Below are 19074 nucleotides of genomic sequence, written 5' to 3'. Positions count from 1 at the left end.
TCGACTCGTTTCGGTGAAGGGGGCACTCGAAGGTGCGCGTAGTGGCACGTAAGGGGAAGGCCGCAGTCAGGCGTTTGTACCGATGGTGGACCAAACGCAGGCTCGACAAAGCGCCACCGCCCTCCACCCACCAGATCCGGATCCTGCTCCTGCACGCCAACGGGATGGGCGGCACCATCAGGACCGTGTTCAACCTGGCCGGGTACCTCGCCAAGGACCACGACGTCGAGATCGTCAGCATCCTGCGCGAGGCCGAGGAGCCGTTCTTCCCCATCGACCCGCGCGTCAAGTTCCGCTTCATCGACGACCGCCTCAAGCGCAAGTGGGGCATCAGCGCCTGGCTGTCGAAGATCCCCAGCAAGCTCATCCCGCCGGAGGAGTCGGCCTACCACCGCTTCAACCTGTGGACCGACATCAAGCTGGCCCGCTACATCCGCTCCCTGGACACCGGCGTCCTCATGGCCACCCGGCCGGGGCTCAACCTCGTCATGGCCCAGTTAACGCTGCCCAGCGTCATCACCATCGGCCAGGAGCACGTCGCCATCGCCACCCAGCCAGAGAGCATCCAGGCCTACATCAAGTGGCGCTACCGGCGGATGGACGCCCTGGTCACGCTGACCAAGGCCGACCTGCGCGACTACCGCAACACCCTGCCGCGCAAGCCCAGGAAGCTGACCCGCATCCCCAACGCGGTGCCGCCCATGACCGGCGACCAGGCCAAGCTGGACGCCAAGGTCGTCGTCGCGGTCGGCCGCCTCACCAGGATCAAGGGGTTCCACCGGCTGATCACCGCCTGGGAGACCGTCGCGGCAGCCCACCCCGACTGGAAGCTGCGCATCTTCGGCGCAGGGCCGCAGGAGGACAACCTGCGCACCCAGATCGCCGAGGCGGGGCTGCAGGACAAGGTCGAGCTGCCCGGCCCCACCTCCGACGTCGGCGCGGAACTGGCCAAGGCGTCGATCTTCGCGCTCAGCTCCCGCCACGAGGGCTTCCCGATGACGATCCTGGAGGCCATGGGCAAGGGGCTGGCCATCGTCAGCTTCAACAGCCCGCACGGCCCCAAGGAAATGATCACCGACGAGGTCGACGGGCTGCTGGTCAAGCCGCGCACCAACGCCAACCTCGCCACCGCCCTCATGCGCGTCATCGAGGACGAGGAGCTGCGCCACCGCCTGGCGGCCGGAGCCCTGGAGACCGCGGCCACCTACGACGTCGACGTCATCGGCGCGCAGTGGGACGCCCTGCTCGACGAGCTCCTCGCTCGCAGGAACGGCACCTACGTCAAACCCCAGCCGTCAGTTCCACCGGTTCGGCAATGACGTCCACCAGGGCGCCGTTGCGGAACACCGTGATCGGCAGCGGCCGCCCGATCGCATCGGCGAACATCAGCCGCTGAAGGCTCTGCGCGTCGCCCACCGGCGTACGCCCTGCGCTCAGCACCAGGTCGCCCGCTCGCAGCCCAGCACGGGCGGCAGGCGAGGCGGCCACGACCTCCACGACGCGCAACGCGCTGTCCTGCCCGGTACGGCGGCGCAACATCTCCGGCAGCGGCGCCGGCGAGGTCACCAGGCCCAGGAACGCCCGCCGTACCCGGCCGTCACGGATCAGCGCGGCGATGATCGAGCGCGTCGTGGAGTTCACCGGCACCGCCAGCCCCACCCCGACCCCGGCCACCGCCGTACTGATCCCGACCACCCGCGCGCTGGAGTCGGCCAGCGCTCCGCCCGAGTTGCCAGGGTTCAGGGCGGCGTCCGTCTGGATCACATCCTCGATCAGCCGTACGGCGGAGCCGGACCGGGCGGGTAACGAGCGCCCCAGCCCCGACACCACCCCTGCCGTGACGGAACCGGCCAGCCCGAGCGGGTTGCCCACCGCCACCACGAGCTGCCCCACCACCAGCGCGTCGCTGTCACCGAGGACGGCGGGCTCCGGCGTGGCCACCTGCGCCCTGATGACCGCCAGATCCGACAGCGGATCGCGCCCCACCACCTGGAAGTCACCCGAACTGCCGTCGGCGAACGCCACCGTCCCCGACCGCGACGACCCGACCACGTGCGCGTTGGTCAGCAGGAACCCGTCGGCGGTGAACACCACCGCGGACCCGCTCCCCCGCCCGGCCCGCACGCTGGCCACCTTCGGCAACAGCTCAGCGGCCACGGAGGAGACCACGCGAGAGTAGGCGTCGAGGGGATCCGCCATCGAAAACCTCCCTATGATTACACCATTACAACCCTAGCTCTCGAACGCGCTGGACGCGCCGGTGTCAAAGTCTGCGATAGCGGGAATTTACCCATCTGTGAGGCGCCATTGAGCACACGTGACGCGATCGCCCTCCTCGCCGGGGCCGTCCTGGTCGCCTCCCTCCTCGGCAACACCAACGCCGCTCCCAGCCAGGCCACCGCCGCCAACCCCCTCGCCAACGCCGACGGAACCGGGCGGGGTCTGGCCCCGATCACGAGCCGCGGGGACCGCGCGCGGGCGACCGACCTCATCAACGCCCTGTCCGTGCGGGCGATGGGCGGCAAGGACGGGTACGAGCGCACCCGTTACGGCGACAACTGGGCCGACACCGCCGGCGCTGTCCCCTACTCCCACAACGGCTGCAGGACCCGCGACGACCTGCTGGCCCGCGACGGCGACGACGTCGAACGCGCCGGATGCACCGTCACGTCCTTGCGCCTGACCGACCCGTACACCGGGCGCGTCATCCGGTGGCACAAGAGCAACGCCGACGAGATCCAGGTCGACCACGTGGTACCGTTGTCGTACGCGTGGCGCATGGGCGCAAACCGATGGCCCATGCCCAAACGCCTCAACTTCGCCAACGACCCGCTCAACCTGCTCCCGGTGTACGGCAACGCCAACGAGGCGAAGGACGGCTCGGGACCGGGCAGTTGGCTCCCGCCGCAGCGCACCATCCGCTGCGCCTACGCGGTCCGCTTCGCCCAGGTAGCCACCAAGTACCGCCTCCCGGTCACCCGGGCCGACAAGACCACTATGCTCGCGCAGTGCCGCTGATCCAGAAGTGCCTCGACGCCGCGGTCAGCGGCCCATATTTCGAGGAGTGGGAGTTCGAGACCCTCATCGGCTACACCCGCGACGAGATCGCGGCCTGGCCCGACGTCGACGCTCACGACGCCGTCAACAACGTCCTCAACATGCTGCTGATCTACCCACACGGCCACCGGCTCCCCGCCCCGGGCGAGGAGATCGCCATGGCCCTGACCCGGTGGCGCGGCGAGGACACCTTCGACGGCAGCGCGAAGGGCGGGTTCGACCGCCTGGCCTAGCGGTCTTCCGGGGACCAGTCGAATCCCTTGGCGAAGGTCTTTTCGGCGAGCAGTCGCTGGCCTTCGGCGTTGGGGTGGAAGAAGTCCCACTTGCTGATCTGGTCCAGGGTGAACGGATACGCGAACACCGCGCCGTCGTCGGTGCGGCAGCGCGGGCCGAAGTCGGCGCATGCCTCGGCGAACACCGCGTTGTAGTCGGCCAACCGTCCACGCACCCGCGCCCGCCGGTCCACGTCCTTGGCCTTCACCGAGGTCGGGTTGGCCAGCATCGTCTGGCAGATCTTCGCCACCGCCCAGAACGTCCGGGCGATCGGGTGGTCCTTCCCTGCCGCCCACAACCGGCGCATGTCTGGAATGGAGGCGACGAACACCCGGACCCCCGGCAACCCCACCCGCAACGCCGCGAAAGCCTCGTCCACCCGCCGCTGGAACACCGGGACCGGTGTCATCTGCTTCTCCGTCCGCACGCAGGCGTCCTGCGCCCCGATGAGGATCGTCACGTACCCCGCCTTGGCCGCGATCGCCCGCTCCACCTGCCCCATCAGGTCCGCGCTCGTCGCCCCCGGCGCGGCGAAGTTCAGGTTGTGCCCCTTCACCGACGGCCCCAGCTCGGCCAGCCGTACATAATGCGACCGCACCCCGGCGTTGTCCCCCGCCGACCACGACCGCGACGTGCACGACACGTACCACCCGCACGCGTTGAACCCGGCGCTGATCGAATCCCCCAGCGCCACCATCACCGAGGGCAACGGCTCAGCCGAAACGCCCGACCCCGACACGACCAGCACAGCAGCGACCATCAGGCGATCGATCATGGCCACCAAGGTAAAGCCGAGCACGCCCTCTCGACCTGCGCATGACCCACTGACTATCGTCTCTTGACACAACCCCTAGGACCGGGATGCCCTCTATACCGCCATATGTCCGGATCGGGGAGTGTGACCGACTCATCACCGGGGTCAAAGTCGAACGTGTTCAGTTCCCGCATAGAGTGTCTTGAGTGAGTGTCGCGCTCGGAAAAACCCGCCCACTGCCGGTTCGCACCACTACGGTCGGCGACCCCGGCAGTCTCCTCGCGTCCCTGCCCAAAACCGCGCCCTACGCGTGGATCAGGCACGGACAGGGGCTCGTCGGCTGGGGAGAGGCCGCGCGCGTAGCCGTACCCCCAGGACCCGACCGTTTCACCTGGGCACGCCAGTGGCTGGCCACCGTCTTCGCCGATGCCCACACCGACGACAACGTCCGCACCCCCGGCACCGGCCCCGTCGCCTTCGGCAGCTTCACCTTCGACGAGGACGCCCACGGCAGCGTCCTGGTCATCCCCCAGGCCATCCTCGCCCGCCGCGACGGCCAGGCCTGGCTCACCACCATCGGCGACACCCCGCTCGAGACCCACACCCCCATCACCACCCCCGGCTACATCAGCTACGGCGACGGCAGCCTCACCGCGCCCCAGTGGGAACACGTCGTCGCCCAGGCCGCGCGCCGCATCCGCGACGGCGAGCTCGAGAAGGTCGTCCTCGCCCGCGACCTCCTCGCCACCGCGGAACACCCCATCGACGTCCGGCTGCTCCTCGGCCGCCTCGCCACCCGCTACCCCGAGTGCTACACCTTCTCCGTCGCGGGCCTCATCGGCGCCACCCCGGAGCTCCTCATCCGCCGCACGGGCCAGCACATCGAGTCCCTCGTCCTGGCCGGAACCACCCCGCGCGGCACCAACCCCGCCGACGACATCGCCCGCGGCGCGGCCCTGTTCGCCTCCACCAAGGACCGGCACGAGCACGAGTGCGCCATCGCCTCCGTCCGCGAGGCGCTCACCCCGCTCTGCTCCACCCTGCACACCCCGGACGAACCGGAACTCCTCGTCCTGCCCAACGTCCAGCACCTCGCCAGCCCCGTCCAGGGCAGGCTCACCGACGGCGCCTCGGTGCTCGACGTCGTCGCCGCCATGCACCCCACGGCGGCCGTCGGCGGCACTCCCACCGACACCGCGATCAAGGTCATCCGCGAGATCGAGGGCATGGACCGCGCGGGCTACGCGGGCCCGGTCGGCTGGATCGACGCCAACGGCGACGGCGAATGGGGCATAGCGCTGCGCTCCGGCATCGTCGAGGGGAACACGGTGAGACTGTTCGCGGGCTGCGGCATCATGGGCGACTCCGACCCGGCCTCCGAGCTCGCCGAGGCGCAGGCGAAGTTCCGCGTCATGCAGTACGCCCTGGAGGGTTGAGAGCGGGTACGGCCAGCTCCTCGCCTTCGGAAACCCGCGCTCTCCCGGCCGTCTGCGTCGCCACCCAATCAGTAAATGTCGTGATATCTCCGGTGCTTACGGCCACCGCGAAGGTCACCTCGGCGGCGTAGGACACGTCGCGAACCTCGTACAAGACCCGCAGGTCGTTCTCCAGCCGCCCAGCCTGGTCGTGCGCCACCGAGACGCGCATCAACCGCGCGGGAACCATGCGGACCGGCATCGCGCGATCGAGGGTCTCCGTGACGGCTCCGCCGTACGCGCGAACCAGGCCGCCCGCCCCGAGCAGGACCCCGCCGAAGTAGCGGGTCACCACCGCCACCACATCGCTGAACCCCCGCCCGACCAGCGCCTGCACCATCGGCGTCCCCGCCGTTCCCCCGGGCTCGCCGTCGTCGTCGCCCTTCTGGATGCGCTCCCCGATCACGTAGGCGGTGCAGTTGTGCGTCGCCGAGGGATGCAGGCGTCGGCGTTCCGCGATGAACTCCGCCGCCGCCTCCACGCTCGACGCCGGCGCGATCGCGCACAGGAACCGCGACCGCCTGACCTCGCTCTCGTGCTCGACGAGGGTGGCGAGAGTGAGGTAGGGCTGCACCGTTTCAGGCTAGCGCCTTTACAAAGTAGATCAACGCCGGGATGTCTCCCTACGTACGACGACCGGGAACACCGGCTCGACCAGGATTTCCGTCATGAGAATCCAGATAGCGATCAGCGCGGCCGTACTCAGCTTGGTGGCAGCCACCCCGGCGCCCGCGCTTGCCTCCGGCTCCGATCCGGCCAAGCTGCAGTCCACCTTGGACGGCGTCCACCGCGCGGGGATGCCGGGCGCGTTCGCGGTGGTGCGCGACGGCGACCAGGTGTGGCGCGGCGCCTCCGGCGTGGCGGACGTCAGGACGCAACGCCCCGTCAAGCCCGGCATGCGGCACCGCGTGGGCAGCATCACCAAGACCTTCACGGCCGCGGCCGTCATGCAGCTGGTCGAGAAGGGACACGTCCAGCTCGACGCCCCGATCGCCCGCTACCTCCCGCAACTGGTACCGGGCGAGCGGGGCAGGAAGATCACGGTCAGGATGCTGCTCAACCACACCAGCGGCATCGCCGAGTACATCCCCTACGCGTTCCCCTCCATGATCAAGTACCCCTCCCTGCCGGACATGTCGCCCAAGAGCCTCGACGACAACCGCTTCAAGCACTTCCAGCCCGCCGAGCTCGTCAAGCTGGGGCTCGCGGCGCCCGCCGTCGGCAAGCCGGGCGGCTCGCCCGGTGTGTACGCCAACACCAACTACGTGATCCTCGGCCAGCTCATCGAGAAGGTGACCGGGACCAAGGCCGAGCGGTACATCACCGAGAACGTCATCGACCGCGCAGGGCTCCGGCACACCGAGTTCCCCACCGGGCCCCGCGTCAAGGGACCGCACTCGCGGCTGTACGAGTCGATGTTCGGCCTGATCGACCCGCCGCGCGACTACAGCGTCTACGACATGTCCTGGGCGGGGACGGGCGCCTCGCTGGTGTCGACCATGGACGATCTCAACCGCTTCTACGGCAAGCTGCTCGACGGTGAGATCGTCAGCCAGGCGTCGCTGGAGCAGATGCAGCAGGCCGTACCGGTCATCTCCCAGATCGGCGAGCGGATCGAGTGGGGACTCGGCCTGCTCAAGGTCGAGATCCCCGGGTGCGGCACCTTCTGGGGCGACGTCGGCTCGGTCTGGGGTGCGGAAACCATCTCCCTGACCCGCGCGGACGGCCGGCGCCAGCTGTCCGTCGCCCTGAACCTCGTCCGGTGGAACAAGCCAGACTCCTCGGGCAGGCCCCAGCCCCACCCCATCGACGCCGCACTGGAGACCTTCAAGCAGCAGGCGATCTGCGCGGATCAGGCGGCGAGGTAGTCGGAGACGTCCCCGGCGAGCGCCACGCTCTGCCTGCCGTCCACGCCGGCGGGCACGTCGCCCGCGACCGTGACCCGGTGCAGCCGCCTGGCCCCGGTGAAGTCGTGCACCACCCGGTGCTGCGTGGCCCTGTTGTCCCACACCGCCACGTCGCCCGGCGCCCAGCTCCACCGCACGGTGTGCTCCACCTGGGTCACGTGGTCCTGCACCAGCGCGATCAGCGCAGCGGACTGCGCGCCGGAGAACCCCGAGACGCGCCTGGCGAAGTCGCCCAGCAGGATCGAGCGCTCCCCCGTCTCCGGATGCACCCGCACCACCGGGTGCTCGGTCTCGTAGACGGTCGAGGCGAACACCTCGGCGTACTTCCTGGCCCGCTCGGGGTCCTCCGCGGTGGCCACCCTGGCGTAGTCGTACTGATTGGTGTGTACGGCACGCAATCCGTCCAGCAGCACCCGCAACGGGTCGGGCAGCGTCTCGTAGGCCGCCACCGTGTTCGCCCACAACGTGTCGCCACCCGCGGGCGGCACCTCGATCGCGCGCAGCACCGACGCCAGCGGCGGCCGCTCCACGAACGTCACGTCGGTGTGCCAGCGGTCCACCTTCTGGCCGTTGGAGTAGTCGAGGTCGAGGATGTGGTTCTGGCCGCTCAGCGCGGGGACGGTCGGGTGCGCGGTGGTGAGCGGGCCGAGCAGCCGCGCGAAGGCGACCTGCCCGGCCTCGTCGAGGCGCTCCTGGCCACGGAAGAAGATCACCTTGTGGCGGAGCAGGGCGTCACGGATCTGGCTGACGACGGACGCGTCCAGGTCGCCGGAGAGCTGCACTCCGCTGACCTGGACGCCGATACGGCCCGCTACGGGGGCAAAGGAAAGAGTCATGCCTAGGACGCTAAACCGCAATAACCCCTAAATCAAGTAGGAAATAGGGATTATTCGCGTTTGAGCTCGTGGGCGAGCTGCTCCAGCTCGGCGCCTCCCGCCATCTTCGCCGTCAGCTCCTCCAGCGCGATGTCGGCCTTGCCGTACTCGCCCAGGCTGGTCCCCCGGTTGAGCAGCAGGAACCGATCCCCCACCGGGTAGGCGTGGTGCGGGTTGTGGGTGATGAACACCACCCCCAGCCCCCGATCCCGCGCCCTGGCGATGTACCGCAGCACCACCCCGGCCTGCTTCACGCCCAGCGCGGAGGTCGGCTCGTCCAGGATCAGCACGCGCGCCCCGAAGTGCACCGCCCGCGCGATCGCCACCGACTGCCGCTCGCCGCCGGACAGCGTGCCCACCGGCTGGTCGACGTCGCGGATGTCGATACCCATCGCCCACAACTCCTCCCGCGCCACCTTCTTCGCCAGCGCCACGTCGAAGCGGCCGAAGGACTTGCGCGGCTCGGAGCCGAGGAAGAAGTTCCGCCAGACCGACATGAGCGGGATCATCGCCAGATCCTGGTAGACGGTGGCGATGCCCTGGTCGAGCGCCTCGCGCGGGCTGGAGAACCGCACCTCCTGCCCGTCGACGAGCAACGTTCCCGCGTCGTGCTGGTGCACCCCGGAAAGGATCTTGATCAGCGTCGACTTGCCCGCGCCGTTGTCGCCCAGCACGCACGTCACCTGACCGGCGGCCACGCCGAGCGACACCTCGCGCAGCGCCAGCACGCTGCCGAAGGTCTTGCCGATGTCGCGAGTCTCGAGGATCAATGTTTCACCTCTTCCGCGTAGCGCCGTACCAGGCGGTTGGCCAGGGTCGCCAGCAGCAGCATCGCGCCCAGGAAGAACTTGAACCAGTCTGCGTCCCAGCCCAGGAACACGATGCCCTTGTCGGCCATCCCGAAGATCACCGCGCCGATCGAGGCGCCGATGGCCGAGCCGTACCCGCCGGTCAGCAGGCACCCGCCGATCACGGCCGCGATGATGTAGATGAACTCCTGCCCGATGCCGATGTTGGCCTGCACGGAGGTGTACCGCAGCGCCGACATCGACCCGACCAGCCAGGCCGCGCCCGCCGTCGTCATGAACAGCGCGATCTTGGTGCGCGCTGCCGGGACCCCGACCGCGCGTGCCGCCTGATCGTTGCCGCCGACCGCGAAGATCCAGTTCCCTGCCCTGGTACGCATCAGCACGAACGTCGCCACCGCGGTGATCAGCAACCACCACAGGATCGCCACCCGGAAGCTCGACTCGCCCACCGAGCCGCCGAAGACCGCCCGCGCGCTCTCGTACCCCGAAGCCTTGCCCAGCCCGCTCACCTGCACGGTCCCGGTGAGCAGCTTCGTCACGCCCAGGTTGATCCCCTGCAGCATGAGGAACGTGCCCAGGGTGACGATGAAGCTCGGCAGCCGGGTGCGCGTCACCACCAGCCCGTTGAAGAACCCGATCGCCAGCGCCACCGCCAGCCCGATCAGCATCGCCACCCAGACGTTGACGCCGTACTTGGCGGCCAGCGTCACCAGCACCAGCCCGCTCGTGCCGGTCAGCACGCCGGCCGACAGGTCGAACTCGCCGCCGATCATCAGCAGCGCGACGGCCACCGCCATGATGCCCAGGGTGGCCGCCGGGTCGAGCCAGTTGGCGATGCCGCTCGGCGACCGGAACACCTCGGACTGGGTGGCGAAGAAGGAGAAGACCACGATCGCGCCGACGACCGCGCCCAGCTCGGGGCGGATGAGCAGGCGGCGCAGCCGTCCAACGGCGGCCACCCGCTCATCTTCGTGCACAGCGGTCGTCACCGGGTTCCGCTCTCGGCGAGCTTGGCGACCTGCTCGGCGTTGTCCTTGGTGACGAAGCCGGGGCCGGTGTTGACCGGCAGGCCGCCACCGACGGTGTTGAGGTTGTTCTTGTACAGGTACAGGAACGTGATCGGCAGCCAGCCCTGCAGGTACTGCTGCTGGTCGACGGCGAACAGGATCTCGCCGTTCTTGATCGCCGTCACCACGTCGCCGGACAGGTCGAACGTGGCCAGCTTGGCCTGCGAGCCCGCGTCCTTCAGCGACGGCAGCGAGGCCGTGGCCACGGCCGGGTTGAGCGCCAGGATGCCGTTGATGGACTTGTCCGCCTGCAGCTTCGCGGTGACCTTGGAGGTGACGTCGGACAGGTTGCTGACGTCGACCTGCAGCCGCTCGACCTGGCCGCCCAGCGTCGACTCAGCGCCCTTGCAGCGCTGGTCGAGGCCGATGTTGCCGGCCTCGTGGATGACGCACAGCAGCTTGGTGACGCCGGCCGCCTTCAGCTGCTCGCCCGCGCCCTTGCCCGCGACGTCCTCGGACTGGCCGACGTGGGTCAGCGCGCCGAAGGCCTTGGACTGGTCGAGCCCCGAGTTGATGGTGATCACCGGGATCTTGGCGGCGACGGCCTTGCCGATCGCCTCCTTGAGCGCGTCGGGGTTGGCCATGGAGACCACGATGCCGTCGACCTTCTGCGAGACCGCCTGGTCGATCAGCTGCGACTGCTTGGCCGGGTCGCCGTCGCCCTGGTAGGTGACGCTCACGCCGTACTGCTTGGCGGCCGCCTCGGCGCCGTTCTTCACCACGTCCCAGAAGGAGTCGCCGGGCGCCGCGTGGGTGATGACGGCGAAGTTCGCCGCGCTGCCCGCGGCGGGCTGGCTGCTGGCGGCGGGGGCACTGGCCGCGCCGGTCTGCTGGGGGGTTCCGGACGAACACCCGCCCAACGCCAAGGCCGCGAGCACGAGCACAATCGCAGAACGCTTCATCCGCCACCTCCGTGACCACAGGGATAGCCCCTGTTGTAATCCTCGATGACCTTCGCGTCAATATTTGTACAGACATACTGACTTACAATTGGATTTCGTCTTTATGTCCTGACATCTAGAGGTTATGTTGGCCTCATGCGACCCTTCTTACTCGCACTGACCCTGCTGCTCCCCTCCGCACAGGCCGACGACGTGGCCACCGTCACCGCCACCGTCGAGACGCCCGCCCTGTACGACGACGCCCAGGGCGGCAACGCCAACGGCGACGACCCCGCCATCTGGATCCACCCCACCCGCAGGTCCAAGAGCCTGGTCGTCGCGACGGCGAAGGAGGGCGGCCTGTACGTGTACGGGCTCGACGGCGCCGAGCGCCAGCACCTGCCCGCGCCTGCGCCGCCCGGCCCGGACGACGAGCCGGGCCGCTTCAACAACGTCGACCTGGTCTACGGCTTCCGCCTGTCGACCGGCGCCAAGGTCGACCTGGCCGTCGTCTCCGACCGGGGACGCGACCAGGTGCGCTTCTACGCGATCGGCGACCGGCTGACCGACGTCACCGACGCGGCCGTGCCGTACGTCTTCAACACCACCCAGCAGGAGGTCAACGAGGCCGAGACCGCCTACGGCCTGGCCACGTGGCAGGACAGTGCGGGCACGTTCGCCCTGGTCAGCAGGCGGCACACCACCTCGCTCGGCCTGCTGAAGCTCACCGCGACCGCGGGCGGCAAGGTCGGCTACACCCGCGTGCGCACCCTCGACCTGCCCTCCAGCTTCACCCTGCCCGACGGCACCTCCTGGCAGCCGTGCGACGAGCCGGGCGTGCAGCCGCAGATCGAGGGCATGGTCGTGGACGGCGACCGGGACGTGCTCTACGCCGCACAGGAGGACGTCGGCGTCTGGCGCCTGCGCGCCGACCTCACCGGCACGCCGGTCCTGATGGACAAGGTCAAGGAGTACGGCAGGCAGGACGTCTTCGACCCGGCCACCGAGGAGTGCACGCCGGGCCCCGACCGCGGGTTCGGCGGCAGGCATCTGGCCGCCGATGCCGAGGGCCTGACGATCTACTACGGTGACGATGGCGACGGCTACCTGCTGGCCTCCAGCCAGGGCGACGACACCTTCGCCGTCTACGAGCGGGAGGGGCGCAACGCCTATCTCGGGCAGTTCAGGGTCGGTCCAGGCCGGGTGGACGGCGCCGAGGTGAGCGACGGCTCCATGGTCACCAGCGTGGGGCTGGGCGACCGGTTCCCCGACGGGCTGCTGGTCGTGCACGACGGCGTGAACACCCCGGCGGACGGCGACCGGGAGAGCACCGGCTTCAAGTTCGTGGACTGGGACGACGTGGCCGACCCGCTCGACCTGGATTCGTAGAACGGAATTTTCTGTTCTGCATGTATGCTAGGAACATGACAGCTGCACCGATGAGCGGACGCAAGGCCCAGGCCGCGCGCAACGACGAACTGATCCTCGCCGCCGCCAGGGCGGTCTTCACCGCCGATCCCAGTGCGCCGATCTCCGCCGTGGCCGACAAGGCCGGGGTGGGGATCAGCGCACTGTATCGCCGCTACGGCAGCAAGGAGGCGCTGCTGCAGAAGCTGTGCGGCGACGGGCTGAAGCTGTACATCGTGGCGGCGGAGCGGGCCCTGGCCTCGACCGGCGACCCCTGGGAGGCTTTCGCCCAGTTCATGAAGGACGTCGTGGACTACGACACGAACTCGCTGACCATCGCCCTGGCCGGCACGTTCCAGCCCACCGAGGAGCTCTACCAGGACGCGACCCGCTCGGGCATGCTCGGCGCCGAGCTGTTCGCCCGGGTGTCCGCAGCGGGGGTGATCCGGCCGGGCGTCACCATGGAGGACATATCCGTGATCTTCGAGCAGCTGGCCTCGATCAAGCTGGGCGACGAGGACCGCATCGTGCAGCTGCGTCACCGCTATCTGGCCCTGCTGCTCGACGCCCTGCACATGCCGCCGGGCACGTCGGAGCTGCCCGGCCCGGCCCCCACGGAGGCCGAGCTCAGGCAGCGGTGGTCATCGTCCTAAGAGGTGGTCCACGAGGTCGGCGACGGCCCCGGTGGCGCAGGGGCCCACGATGAGGTCGGCGGCGGCGCGCACGTCCGCGTGGCCGTCACCCACCGCCACGCCCAGCCCGGCGGCGGCCAGCATGTCGAGGTCGTTGGGGTTGTCGCCGATCGCGGCCACCTGGTTCAGCGGCACCCCGCAGGCCTCGGTGAGCGCGCGGAGCGCGGCTCCCTTGGTGGCCCCTTCCGGCAGGACCTCCAGGTAGGTGGCCTCGGAGCGCACCAGCGTGGTCCCCTCGGGCGCGGGCGGCGCCCAGCCTTCGACCGCGCCGATGAGCATCACCTTGGTGACGTGCGCTGCGGGCACCACGTCCCACCCGGACACCGCGTGCAGCGTGATGCCGTCGCGCCTGGCGTACTCGCGCAGCTCGGGCACCTCGTCCACGACCAGCGCCTCCCCGTTGCAGAACGCCACGGGGAAGACGCCCTCGGGCAGCCCGGACACCACGGCGGGCCAGGCGGCGGACGGCAGGCAGCGCGCGTCGAGCACGGTGTCCGCGCGCAGGTCCACCGTCCTGGCGCCGTTGTAGAGGATCGCCGCGCCGGACAGCCCCAGCTCGTCGTAGTAGCGCCGCGCCGACCGCTCGCTGCGGCCGGTCGCGATCACCACCCGGCCGCCGGACGCGGCGAACCGCAGCAGGGCCTGCCTGCTGCGGTCCACCATGAGCAGGTCGCGGCCGACGAGCGTGCCGTCCAGGTCGGTGACGATCCACCCGATCACCGGCGCACCTCGGCCAGCGAGGAGGCGGCCAGGTCGAACCCGGCGACGTGCGCCAGGTAGTCGCCGCCCTCCAGGGGGTCTCCGACGTACACGCCGCCGGCCTGCCGTACGAGCAGGGCTCCGGCCGCCACGTCCCACGAACTGACCGACTGACCGTAGGCGACGTCGGCCCACCCGGCCGCCACGTGCGCCAGCTTGAGCGCCGCGCTCCCCGGGCGGCGGACGGCGGCGAAGGAGGTCAGCAGCTTGCCGTAGCGCAGCAGCACCTTCTCCCCCTCTGCGGCCAGCACGCGCGGCGTCGGGTAGCTGGTCAGCAGCATCGCCTCGCGGTCGCGGGTGGCTCCGGCGCTGCGCAGCGGCACGCCGTTGCACCACGCGCCGGTCGGCGAGGCGGTGAACTCGTCCTCGCGCACCGGGTCGTAGACCACCCCGGCGACCAGCTCGCCGTCGACCGCAGCGGCGATGGACACGCAGAAGAACGGCAGCCCGGCGGCGAAGTTGGCGGTGCCGTCGATGGGGTCGACATACCAGGTCACCGCGCCGGAACCCTGGACGCCACCTTCCTCCCCCACGATCACGCTGCCGGGGCAGGACGAGGTGATCACCTCGCGGATCGTCTCCTCGGCCGCCCTGTCGTGCTCGGTCACCGGGTCGTGGAAGTCGCGCTTGAGATCGACCGGCGGCCGCGACCTGAACGCCTTGCGCAGCCGGTCACCCACCGCCCGCGCGGCCTCCGAGGCGATCGCGGTCAGGTCGTCTGTCACGCTTCCTCCAGCAGTGTGATGAGCCCGAACCCGTCGTCGACGATCGCGTCGGGGCGTTGGCGCACTTCGTACGGCACCTTGTCCGTGCTCTTGGAGCGCATGAGGATCGTGGCGCCGACCCCGGCGCGCGCCCCGCACACGACGTCCCTGTCGTAGTTGTCGCCGACGTACCAGGCCTCGGCCGGGTCGACGCCGAGGGCGCGAGTGGCGATCCAGATCATCTCCGGGTTGGGTTTCCTGACGCCCACCTCGTCGCTGTAGACCTGCACGGCCACCTCCAGGCCGTGCGCGGTCATGAAGTCGCGGTGCACGGCGCCGCTCAGCGCGTTGCTCACCACCCCCACGACGATCCCCGACGTACGGCAGGCAGCCAGGAGTTCCGTGATGCCCGGCCGTACCTCGCGGTCCTGGCGCAACTCCCCCATGAGCTTGCACAGCGCCGTGGCCTCGGCCATCACCAGCTCCCTGGGCGCCCGCGGCCAGTCGGCCGCCACGAAGTCGCCCCAGAACCGCCGGTGCGTCATCTCCTCCGGCGCGTAGGGCCTGGACATGGCGTCCTTCCAGCACCGGTCGGCGGCGACCCCCGCGCGCAGGTCGAGCTCCACCTCCTGCGCGGACAGGCCGTCGAACCCGGCGTTCACCAGCCGGGCGTGCACGTCCTTGGCCAGCTCGGCGGCCCAGGTCGGCCGTTTGACGGTCTGGACGAGCACGCCGCCGAAGTCGAGCAGGAGCGCCTTCACACGCGCCTGCCTTCCGCGTCGAAGAGGTGCAGCTCCTTGCGCGGCGCCCACAACCTCACCACGTCGCCCTGGCCGGCGGACGGCGGCGCGTAGGTGAGGGCGAACAGCTCCTCGTCGCCCACCCGCAGCCGCAACGTCCACGACGACCCGGCGGGCAGCACCGCCTCGACCAGCGCGTCGTGCTGCCAGGCGTCGTCCGGTGGATCGCCGATCCTCAGCGCCTCCGGTCTGATGCCGATCGTGCCCGGCGGGCCGGGGATGAGGTTCATCGGCGGGCTGCCGACGAACTCGGCGACGAACCGGTTGGCCGGGCGGGCGTACATCTCCATGGGCGAGGCGAGTTGCTGGAGCACGCCCGCCTCCATGACCGCCACGTCGGTCGCCATCGTCATCGCCTCCAGTTGGTCGTGCGTGACGAACACGATCGTCGCTCCGGACTCCTCGTGGATGCGCTTCAGCTCTGCGCGCATCTCCAGCCGCAGCCTGGCGTCGAGGTTGGACAAGGGTTCGTCGAGCAGCAGCACCGAGGGGTTGACGGCGAGCATGCGGGCCAGCGCGACGCGCTGCTGCTGGCCGCCGGAAAGCTGGGAGGGGTAGCGGTCCATGGCGTCCTCGACGTGGACCATCTTCAGCGCCGCCTCCGCCCTGGCCCGCCGTTCCGGCGCGGGGACCTTGCGCATGCGCAGGCCGAACTCGGTGTTGCCGCGCACGGTCAGGTGCGGCCAGAGCGCGTAGTTCTGGAAGACCAGCCCCATCTGCCGCTTCTCCGGCGGCACGTAGAGACCCTGCTCCACGGAGTCGAGCACCCGGTCGCCGACGGCGATCGTGCCGGCCGTCGGCTGCTCCAGACCGGCGATCATGCGCAGGGTGGTGGTCTTGCCGCATCCCGAGGGTCCCAGCAGGCACATGAAGGCGCCGTCCGGAATCACCAGATCCAGATTTTTCACGGCATAACCCGAGCCGTAACTCTTGGCCACACCTTTTAAGGAGATGTCGGGCATCTCTATCCTCCAAGACCCGAGGCGAGGCTGCTCTTGGTCAGCCGTTGCGCGAGGTAGGTCATCGTGAACGACACCGCGGCGATCATGAGGACGACCGCGTTGGCGAGCTGCGTGTAGCCGTAGTCGACGAGGTTGATGGACAGGGTGGTCAACAGCTGGGTGCCGGTCGTGGTGAGCATGATGACGATGCTCAGCTCCTTCAGCCCGGAGATGAACGGCAGCACCACCCCGGTGACCAGCGCGCCCTTCTGGATGGGGAAGACGATCAGCCGCATGCGCGACCACCACGACGCGCCGCAGATCTGCGCGGCCTCCTCCGGCTCGCGGCCGAGCTGCATCATCGCGGCGATGCCCGAGCGGGAGGAGTACGGCAAATGCGTCACGGCCATCACCATGACCAGCAGGATGGTCGTGCCGTACAACGCAGGCATCGGGCCGCGCGCCACGGCGAACAGCGACAGCGAGGCGGCGGCGAACGCGATCCCGGGGATCAGGTAGGGCAGGAACGACACCTGGCGCAGGAACGCTCCCATCCGCGGCGCCGTACCCCTGACCACCACATATCCGACGAGCAGCCCGACCACCCCGCAGATCAGCGCGGCGCTGCCGACGATGGCCAGGCTGTTCCAGGCGGCGTTCCACAACTCGCTCCCGCGCAGCACGCCGTGCGGGAACCCGACCGCGCCCGGCAGGCTGTCGGCCAGCCAGAAGTCGAGGGTGAAGTTGTCGGCCCGCCACACGCCAGGCGTGCGCATGACCGTGGACAGCGCCAGCGTGAGCACCGGCACCACGACGCTGACCAGCAGGACCATCCCGGCCGTTATGGCCGCGGGCCAGCGCCACCCGCGCAGGTCGGCCAGCCGGTCCATGGCGCCCTTGCCGCCGACGGTGACGAACCTGCGCTGCTCCCGCATCAGCCGCATGTCGCCCACGACCACCAGCACCCCGATGATCACGATGACGGTGGCCAGCACGGACGCCACGCCGGTGCTCCTGTCCCTGATCGACTGGTAGAGCCCGGTGGACAGCACCCGGTAGTCGGCGGGCAGCCCGAGGATGTACGGCGTGCCGAACGTGCCCAGCACCCGCCCCACCACCAGCAGCACCGCGCTGGACAGCGCGGGCAGCATGAGCGGCGCGGTGATGCGCCTCAGCACCGTCGCGCGTCCTGCGCCGAGGATGCGGGCGGAGTCCTCGAGCTGGGAGTCGATGCGCCGCAACGCGTTGCCGACCAGGAGGAACACGAACGGGTAGTAGTGCAGGCCGAGGGTGAAGATGATCGGCACCGCGCCGTAGGCCAGGCCGTCGGGGGTGCGGATCCCGGCCGCCTGCAGCACCCCGGCCTCGCCACCCGCCCGCTCGTTCTTGAACAGCGTCAGCCAGGCCAGCGAGAACGTCCAGGACGGCAGCATGTACGGCACGACCAGCGCGCCCGCCAGGAACTTGCGGAACGGGAGGTTGGTCCTGGTGACCAGCAACGCCGTACCGCCGCCGACGACCAGCGCGAACAGGACCGTGCCCAGGGCGACGACGACGGTGTTGAGCAGGGGCTCCCAGAAGAGCAGGCCGCTGATCTGGGAGCGGAAGACGCGCCACAGGTAGTAGCCGGTCCACTCGCCGGGCTGCTGCATGGCGTGCACCTGGTCGCCGAACTGCACGCGGAAGGCGTCGGAGATGACCGCGAACAGGGGGGCCACGACCAGGTAGAGGAGGATCACGACCAGGATGAGTCCCATGGCCGCGGTGGGTTCGTGGCGCAGGACGCGTAAGCGGTAGAGCAGCCTGCGCCTTCGCGCCGGCGGGGCGGGTGGCCGGTCGGTCACCGTCGTCATTCCGCTACTCCCATGATCGGTTCCTGTGCGTTTCACTGGGTCAGTGGCTCGTCTTCGCTGGGTCAGTGGCTTCTTTTGAGCATCGCGTCGGCCAGGGCGTCGGCGGCCTCGCCGAGCCTGCGGCCGACCGCGTCCAGACGGGCGAGCAGCTCGCGTCCGCGCAGCGCGTCCATCTCGAACGCGCCGTTGAACAGCTCGGCCAGCCCTGCCTGGTAGTGCTGGCGGACCCTGCTGCACGCCTTGCGCGCGGTCAGCACCGCGACGGTGACGCCGCCCGGGTCGTCGAGGATCATCAGGACGGCGGCGTCCAGCGCGTCGAGCCCGTCTCCTATCGCCCTGAGGACTGCCCGCGTGTCCTCGCCCTGGCTGCGCGGCTGGAACAGGTCGCTTTCCCTGACGTAGTCGCGCAGGTGGTCGAGCACGTCGTCGATGGAGCGGGACAGGCGGTAGAGGTCCTCGCGGTCGATCGGCGTGGCCAGCACGCCGCGCAGGGCCCGCACCAGGTCGGCGCGGGCGCGGTCGCCCTCGTGCTCGATCTCGGCCATGCGCGCCCTGGCCACCGCCCGGTCGGTCTGGCCGGAGGCGGCCTGTCCCGCGAGTACGGCTCCCGCCCTGGCCACGGAGATCTGCGCTCGCACCAGTTCCACGATGCGTGGCGCGGACCTGCCGCGCAAGTCGTCGAGGGCCCTGCGGAGGCGTCCACTTCCGGCCAACCTCCTCACGCCGCCACCTGCGCAAACAACCGAATCCCATTCACTTCACGCCCTGCCTGACCTTTGGTACGGCTGGCCCTACCTGTGGGACGAGCCCCTCTGACCAC

The 19074-nt window shown here is 69.9% G+C and carries 20 protein-coding genes; 7 read left to right on the top strand and 13 right to left on the bottom strand.

From position 1 onward, the window contains the following. The first annotated feature begins 41 nt into the window (after positions 1 to 41). Positions 42 to 1319 (top strand): glycosyltransferase family 4 protein, encoded by a 1278-nt coding sequence (locus ACIBG8_RS02110; protein ID WP_397340598.1) that lies wholly within the window; start codon positions 42 to 44, stop codon positions 1317 to 1319. On the opposite strand, the gene ACIBG8_RS02105 is transcribed toward ACIBG8_RS02110, so the two are convergent. Further along, entirely contained in the window at positions 1282 to 2199 is a 918-nt protein-coding gene (locus ACIBG8_RS02105) for a S1C family serine protease (RefSeq protein WP_397340597.1), read from the bottom strand. The genes ACIBG8_RS02110 and ACIBG8_RS02105 overlap by 38 nt on opposite strands. Positions 2200 to 2307: 108 nt before the next feature. On the opposite strand from ACIBG8_RS02105, the gene ACIBG8_RS02100 reads away from it, so the two are divergent. Both ACIBG8_RS02100 and ACIBG8_RS02095 read left to right on the top strand, forming a co-directional pair. Then, positions 2308 to 3018 carry an HNH endonuclease family protein gene (locus ACIBG8_RS02100; RefSeq protein ID WP_397340596.1) on the top strand — a complete coding sequence of 237 codons (711 nt, stop codon included), beginning with the start codon at positions 2308 to 2310 and terminating at the stop codon, positions 3016 to 3018. After that, positions 3009 to 3290, top strand: a complete 282-nt coding sequence (locus tag ACIBG8_RS02095) for a hypothetical protein (RefSeq protein ID WP_397340595.1) — start codon at positions 3009 to 3011, stop codon at positions 3288 to 3290. The genes ACIBG8_RS02100 and ACIBG8_RS02095 overlap by 10 nt, the downstream gene beginning before the upstream one ends. Here the strand turns inward: ACIBG8_RS02095 and ACIBG8_RS02090 are convergent. Next, positions 3287 to 4105 (bottom strand): GDSL-type esterase/lipase family protein, encoded by an 819-nt coding sequence (locus ACIBG8_RS02090; RefSeq protein ID WP_397340594.1) that lies wholly within the window; start codon positions 4103 to 4105, stop codon positions 3287 to 3289. The genes ACIBG8_RS02095 and ACIBG8_RS02090 overlap by 4 nt on opposite strands. 185 nt (positions 4106 to 4290) lie before the next feature. Here ACIBG8_RS02090 and ACIBG8_RS02085 point away from each other — a divergent pair, with 185 nt between their 5' ends. Next, on the top strand, positions 4291 to 5520 hold the full coding sequence (locus ACIBG8_RS02085; protein ID WP_397340592.1) for an isochorismate synthase MenF: 1230 nt from the start codon (positions 4291 to 4293) through the stop codon (positions 5518 to 5520). Here the strand turns inward: ACIBG8_RS02085 and ACIBG8_RS02080 are convergent. Then, the gene (locus ACIBG8_RS02080) at positions 5495 to 6133 is read right to left on the bottom strand and encodes a YigZ family protein (RefSeq protein WP_397340591.1); all 639 of its coding nucleotides are present in this window, start codon (positions 6131 to 6133) and stop codon (positions 5495 to 5497) included. The genes ACIBG8_RS02085 and ACIBG8_RS02080 overlap by 26 nt on opposite strands. Positions 6134 to 6227: 94 nt before the next feature. Between ACIBG8_RS02080 and ACIBG8_RS02075 the strand changes: the two genes are divergently transcribed. Beyond that, complete coding sequence (locus ACIBG8_RS02075; protein WP_397340589.1) at positions 6228 to 7427, top strand: serine hydrolase domain-containing protein; 1200 nt, start codon at positions 6228 to 6230, stop codon at positions 7425 to 7427. On the opposite strand, the gene ACIBG8_RS02070 is transcribed toward ACIBG8_RS02075, so the two are convergent. Genes ACIBG8_RS02070 through ACIBG8_RS02055 form a run of 4 tightly spaced genes read right to left on the bottom strand, consistent with a single transcriptional unit; the run spans position 7412 to position 11119 of the window. Next, on the bottom strand, positions 7412 to 8302 hold the full coding sequence (locus tag ACIBG8_RS02070) for a TauD/TfdA dioxygenase family protein (protein WP_397340588.1): 891 nt from the start codon (positions 8300 to 8302) through the stop codon (positions 7412 to 7414). The genes ACIBG8_RS02075 and ACIBG8_RS02070 overlap by 16 nt on opposite strands. A 50-nt stretch (positions 8303 to 8352) precedes the next feature. Beyond that, on the bottom strand, positions 8353 to 9111 hold the full coding sequence (locus ACIBG8_RS02065) for an ATP-binding cassette domain-containing protein (protein ID WP_397340587.1): 759 nt from the start codon (positions 9109 to 9111) through the stop codon (positions 8353 to 8355). After that, positions 9108 to 10109 carry an ABC transporter permease gene (locus ACIBG8_RS02060; RefSeq protein ID WP_397340586.1) on the bottom strand — a complete coding sequence of 334 codons (1002 nt, stop codon included), beginning with the start codon at positions 10107 to 10109 and terminating at the stop codon, positions 9108 to 9110. Before ACIBG8_RS02060 ends, ACIBG8_RS02065 begins: the two co-directional genes overlap by 4 nt. A 26-nt stretch (positions 10110 to 10135) precedes the next feature. Continuing rightward, positions 10136 to 11119: a sugar ABC transporter substrate-binding protein gene (locus ACIBG8_RS02055; RefSeq protein WP_397340585.1), complete on the bottom strand. Its 984-nt coding sequence runs from the start codon at positions 11117 to 11119 to the stop codon at positions 10136 to 10138. 135 nt (positions 11120 to 11254) lie between these two features. Between ACIBG8_RS02055 and ACIBG8_RS02050 the strand changes: the two genes are divergently transcribed. Together ACIBG8_RS02050 and ACIBG8_RS02045 are read left to right on the top strand one after the other, a co-directional pair. Next, positions 11255 to 12487 (top strand): phytase, encoded by a 1233-nt coding sequence (locus ACIBG8_RS02050; RefSeq protein ID WP_397340583.1) that lies wholly within the window; start codon positions 11255 to 11257, stop codon positions 12485 to 12487. Positions 12488 to 12522: 35 nt separating this feature from the next. Beyond that, a complete protein-coding gene (locus tag ACIBG8_RS02045) occupies positions 12523 to 13158 on the top strand; it encodes a TetR/AcrR family transcriptional regulator (RefSeq protein WP_397340582.1) in 636 nt (211 codons plus the stop codon). Here the strand turns inward: ACIBG8_RS02045 and ACIBG8_RS02040 are convergent. From ACIBG8_RS02040 to ACIBG8_RS02015, 6 genes are all read right to left on the bottom strand, one after another. After that, the gene (locus tag ACIBG8_RS02040) at positions 13147 to 13917 is read right to left on the bottom strand and encodes an HAD family hydrolase (RefSeq protein WP_397340581.1); all 771 of its coding nucleotides are present in this window, start codon (positions 13915 to 13917) and stop codon (positions 13147 to 13149) included. The two genes, ACIBG8_RS02045 and ACIBG8_RS02040, sit on opposite strands and share 12 nt — an antisense overlap. Next, positions 13914 to 14681 carry an inositol monophosphatase family protein gene (locus tag ACIBG8_RS02035; RefSeq protein ID WP_397340580.1) on the bottom strand — a complete coding sequence of 256 codons (768 nt, stop codon included), beginning with the start codon at positions 14679 to 14681 and terminating at the stop codon, positions 13914 to 13916. Before ACIBG8_RS02035 ends, ACIBG8_RS02040 begins: the two co-directional genes overlap by 4 nt. Next, positions 14678 to 15421, bottom strand: coding sequence for an HAD family hydrolase (locus ACIBG8_RS02030; RefSeq protein WP_397340579.1), 744 nt, complete (start codon positions 15419 to 15421; stop codon positions 14678 to 14680). Before ACIBG8_RS02030 ends, ACIBG8_RS02035 begins: the two co-directional genes overlap by 4 nt. Then, positions 15418 to 16368: an ABC transporter ATP-binding protein gene (locus ACIBG8_RS02025; RefSeq protein WP_397340578.1), complete on the bottom strand. Its 951-nt coding sequence runs from the start codon at positions 16366 to 16368 to the stop codon at positions 15418 to 15420. The genes ACIBG8_RS02030 and ACIBG8_RS02025 overlap by 4 nt, the downstream gene beginning before the upstream one ends. Before the next feature lie 56 nt (positions 16369 to 16424). Then, entirely contained in the window at positions 16425 to 18254 is a 1830-nt protein-coding gene (locus ACIBG8_RS02020) for an ABC transporter permease (RefSeq protein ID WP_397340577.1), read from the bottom strand. 62 nt (positions 18255 to 18316) lie between these two features. Further along, on the bottom strand, positions 18317 to 18976 hold the full coding sequence (locus ACIBG8_RS02015) for a DUF47 domain-containing protein (RefSeq protein WP_397340576.1): 660 nt from the start codon (positions 18974 to 18976) through the stop codon (positions 18317 to 18319). Between the last annotated feature and the right edge of the window lie 98 nt (positions 18977 to 19074).

The organism is Nonomuraea sp. NPDC050556, assembly GCF_044457355.1.
Lineage (GTDB): Bacteria > Actinomycetota > Actinomycetes > Streptosporangiales > Streptosporangiaceae > Nonomuraea.
Note: the sequence above shows the minus strand (reverse complement) of the source record. Positions and strands in the feature narration are given on the sequence as shown.

Coding starts and splice junctions, on each gene's coding strand:
- ACIBG8_RS02020 (WP_397340577.1), bottom strand. CDS start 18,254: ATGACGACGGTGACCGACCGGCCACCCGCCCCGCCGGCGCGAAGGCGC.
- ACIBG8_RS02050 (WP_397340583.1), top strand. CDS start 11,255: ATGCGACCCTTCTTACTCGCACTGACCCTGCTGCTCCCCTCCGCACAG.
- ACIBG8_RS02055 (WP_397340585.1), bottom strand. CDS start 11,119: ATGAAGCGTTCTGCGATTGTGCTCGTGCTCGCGGCCTTGGCGTTGGGC.
- ACIBG8_RS02070 (WP_397340588.1), bottom strand. CDS start 8,302: ATGACTCTTTCCTTTGCCCCCGTAGCGGGCCGTATCGGCGTCCAGGTC.
- ACIBG8_RS02045 (WP_397340582.1), top strand. CDS start 12,523: ATGACAGCTGCACCGATGAGCGGACGCAAGGCCCAGGCCGCGCGCAAC.
- ACIBG8_RS02090 (WP_397340594.1), bottom strand. CDS start 4,105: ATGATCGATCGCCTGATGGTCGCTGCTGTGCTGGTCGTGTCGGGGTCG.
- ACIBG8_RS02105 (WP_397340597.1), bottom strand. CDS start 2,199: ATGGCGGATCCCCTCGACGCCTACTCTCGCGTGGTCTCCTCCGTGGCC.
- ACIBG8_RS02075 (WP_397340589.1), top strand. CDS start 6,228: ATGAGAATCCAGATAGCGATCAGCGCGGCCGTACTCAGCTTGGTGGCA.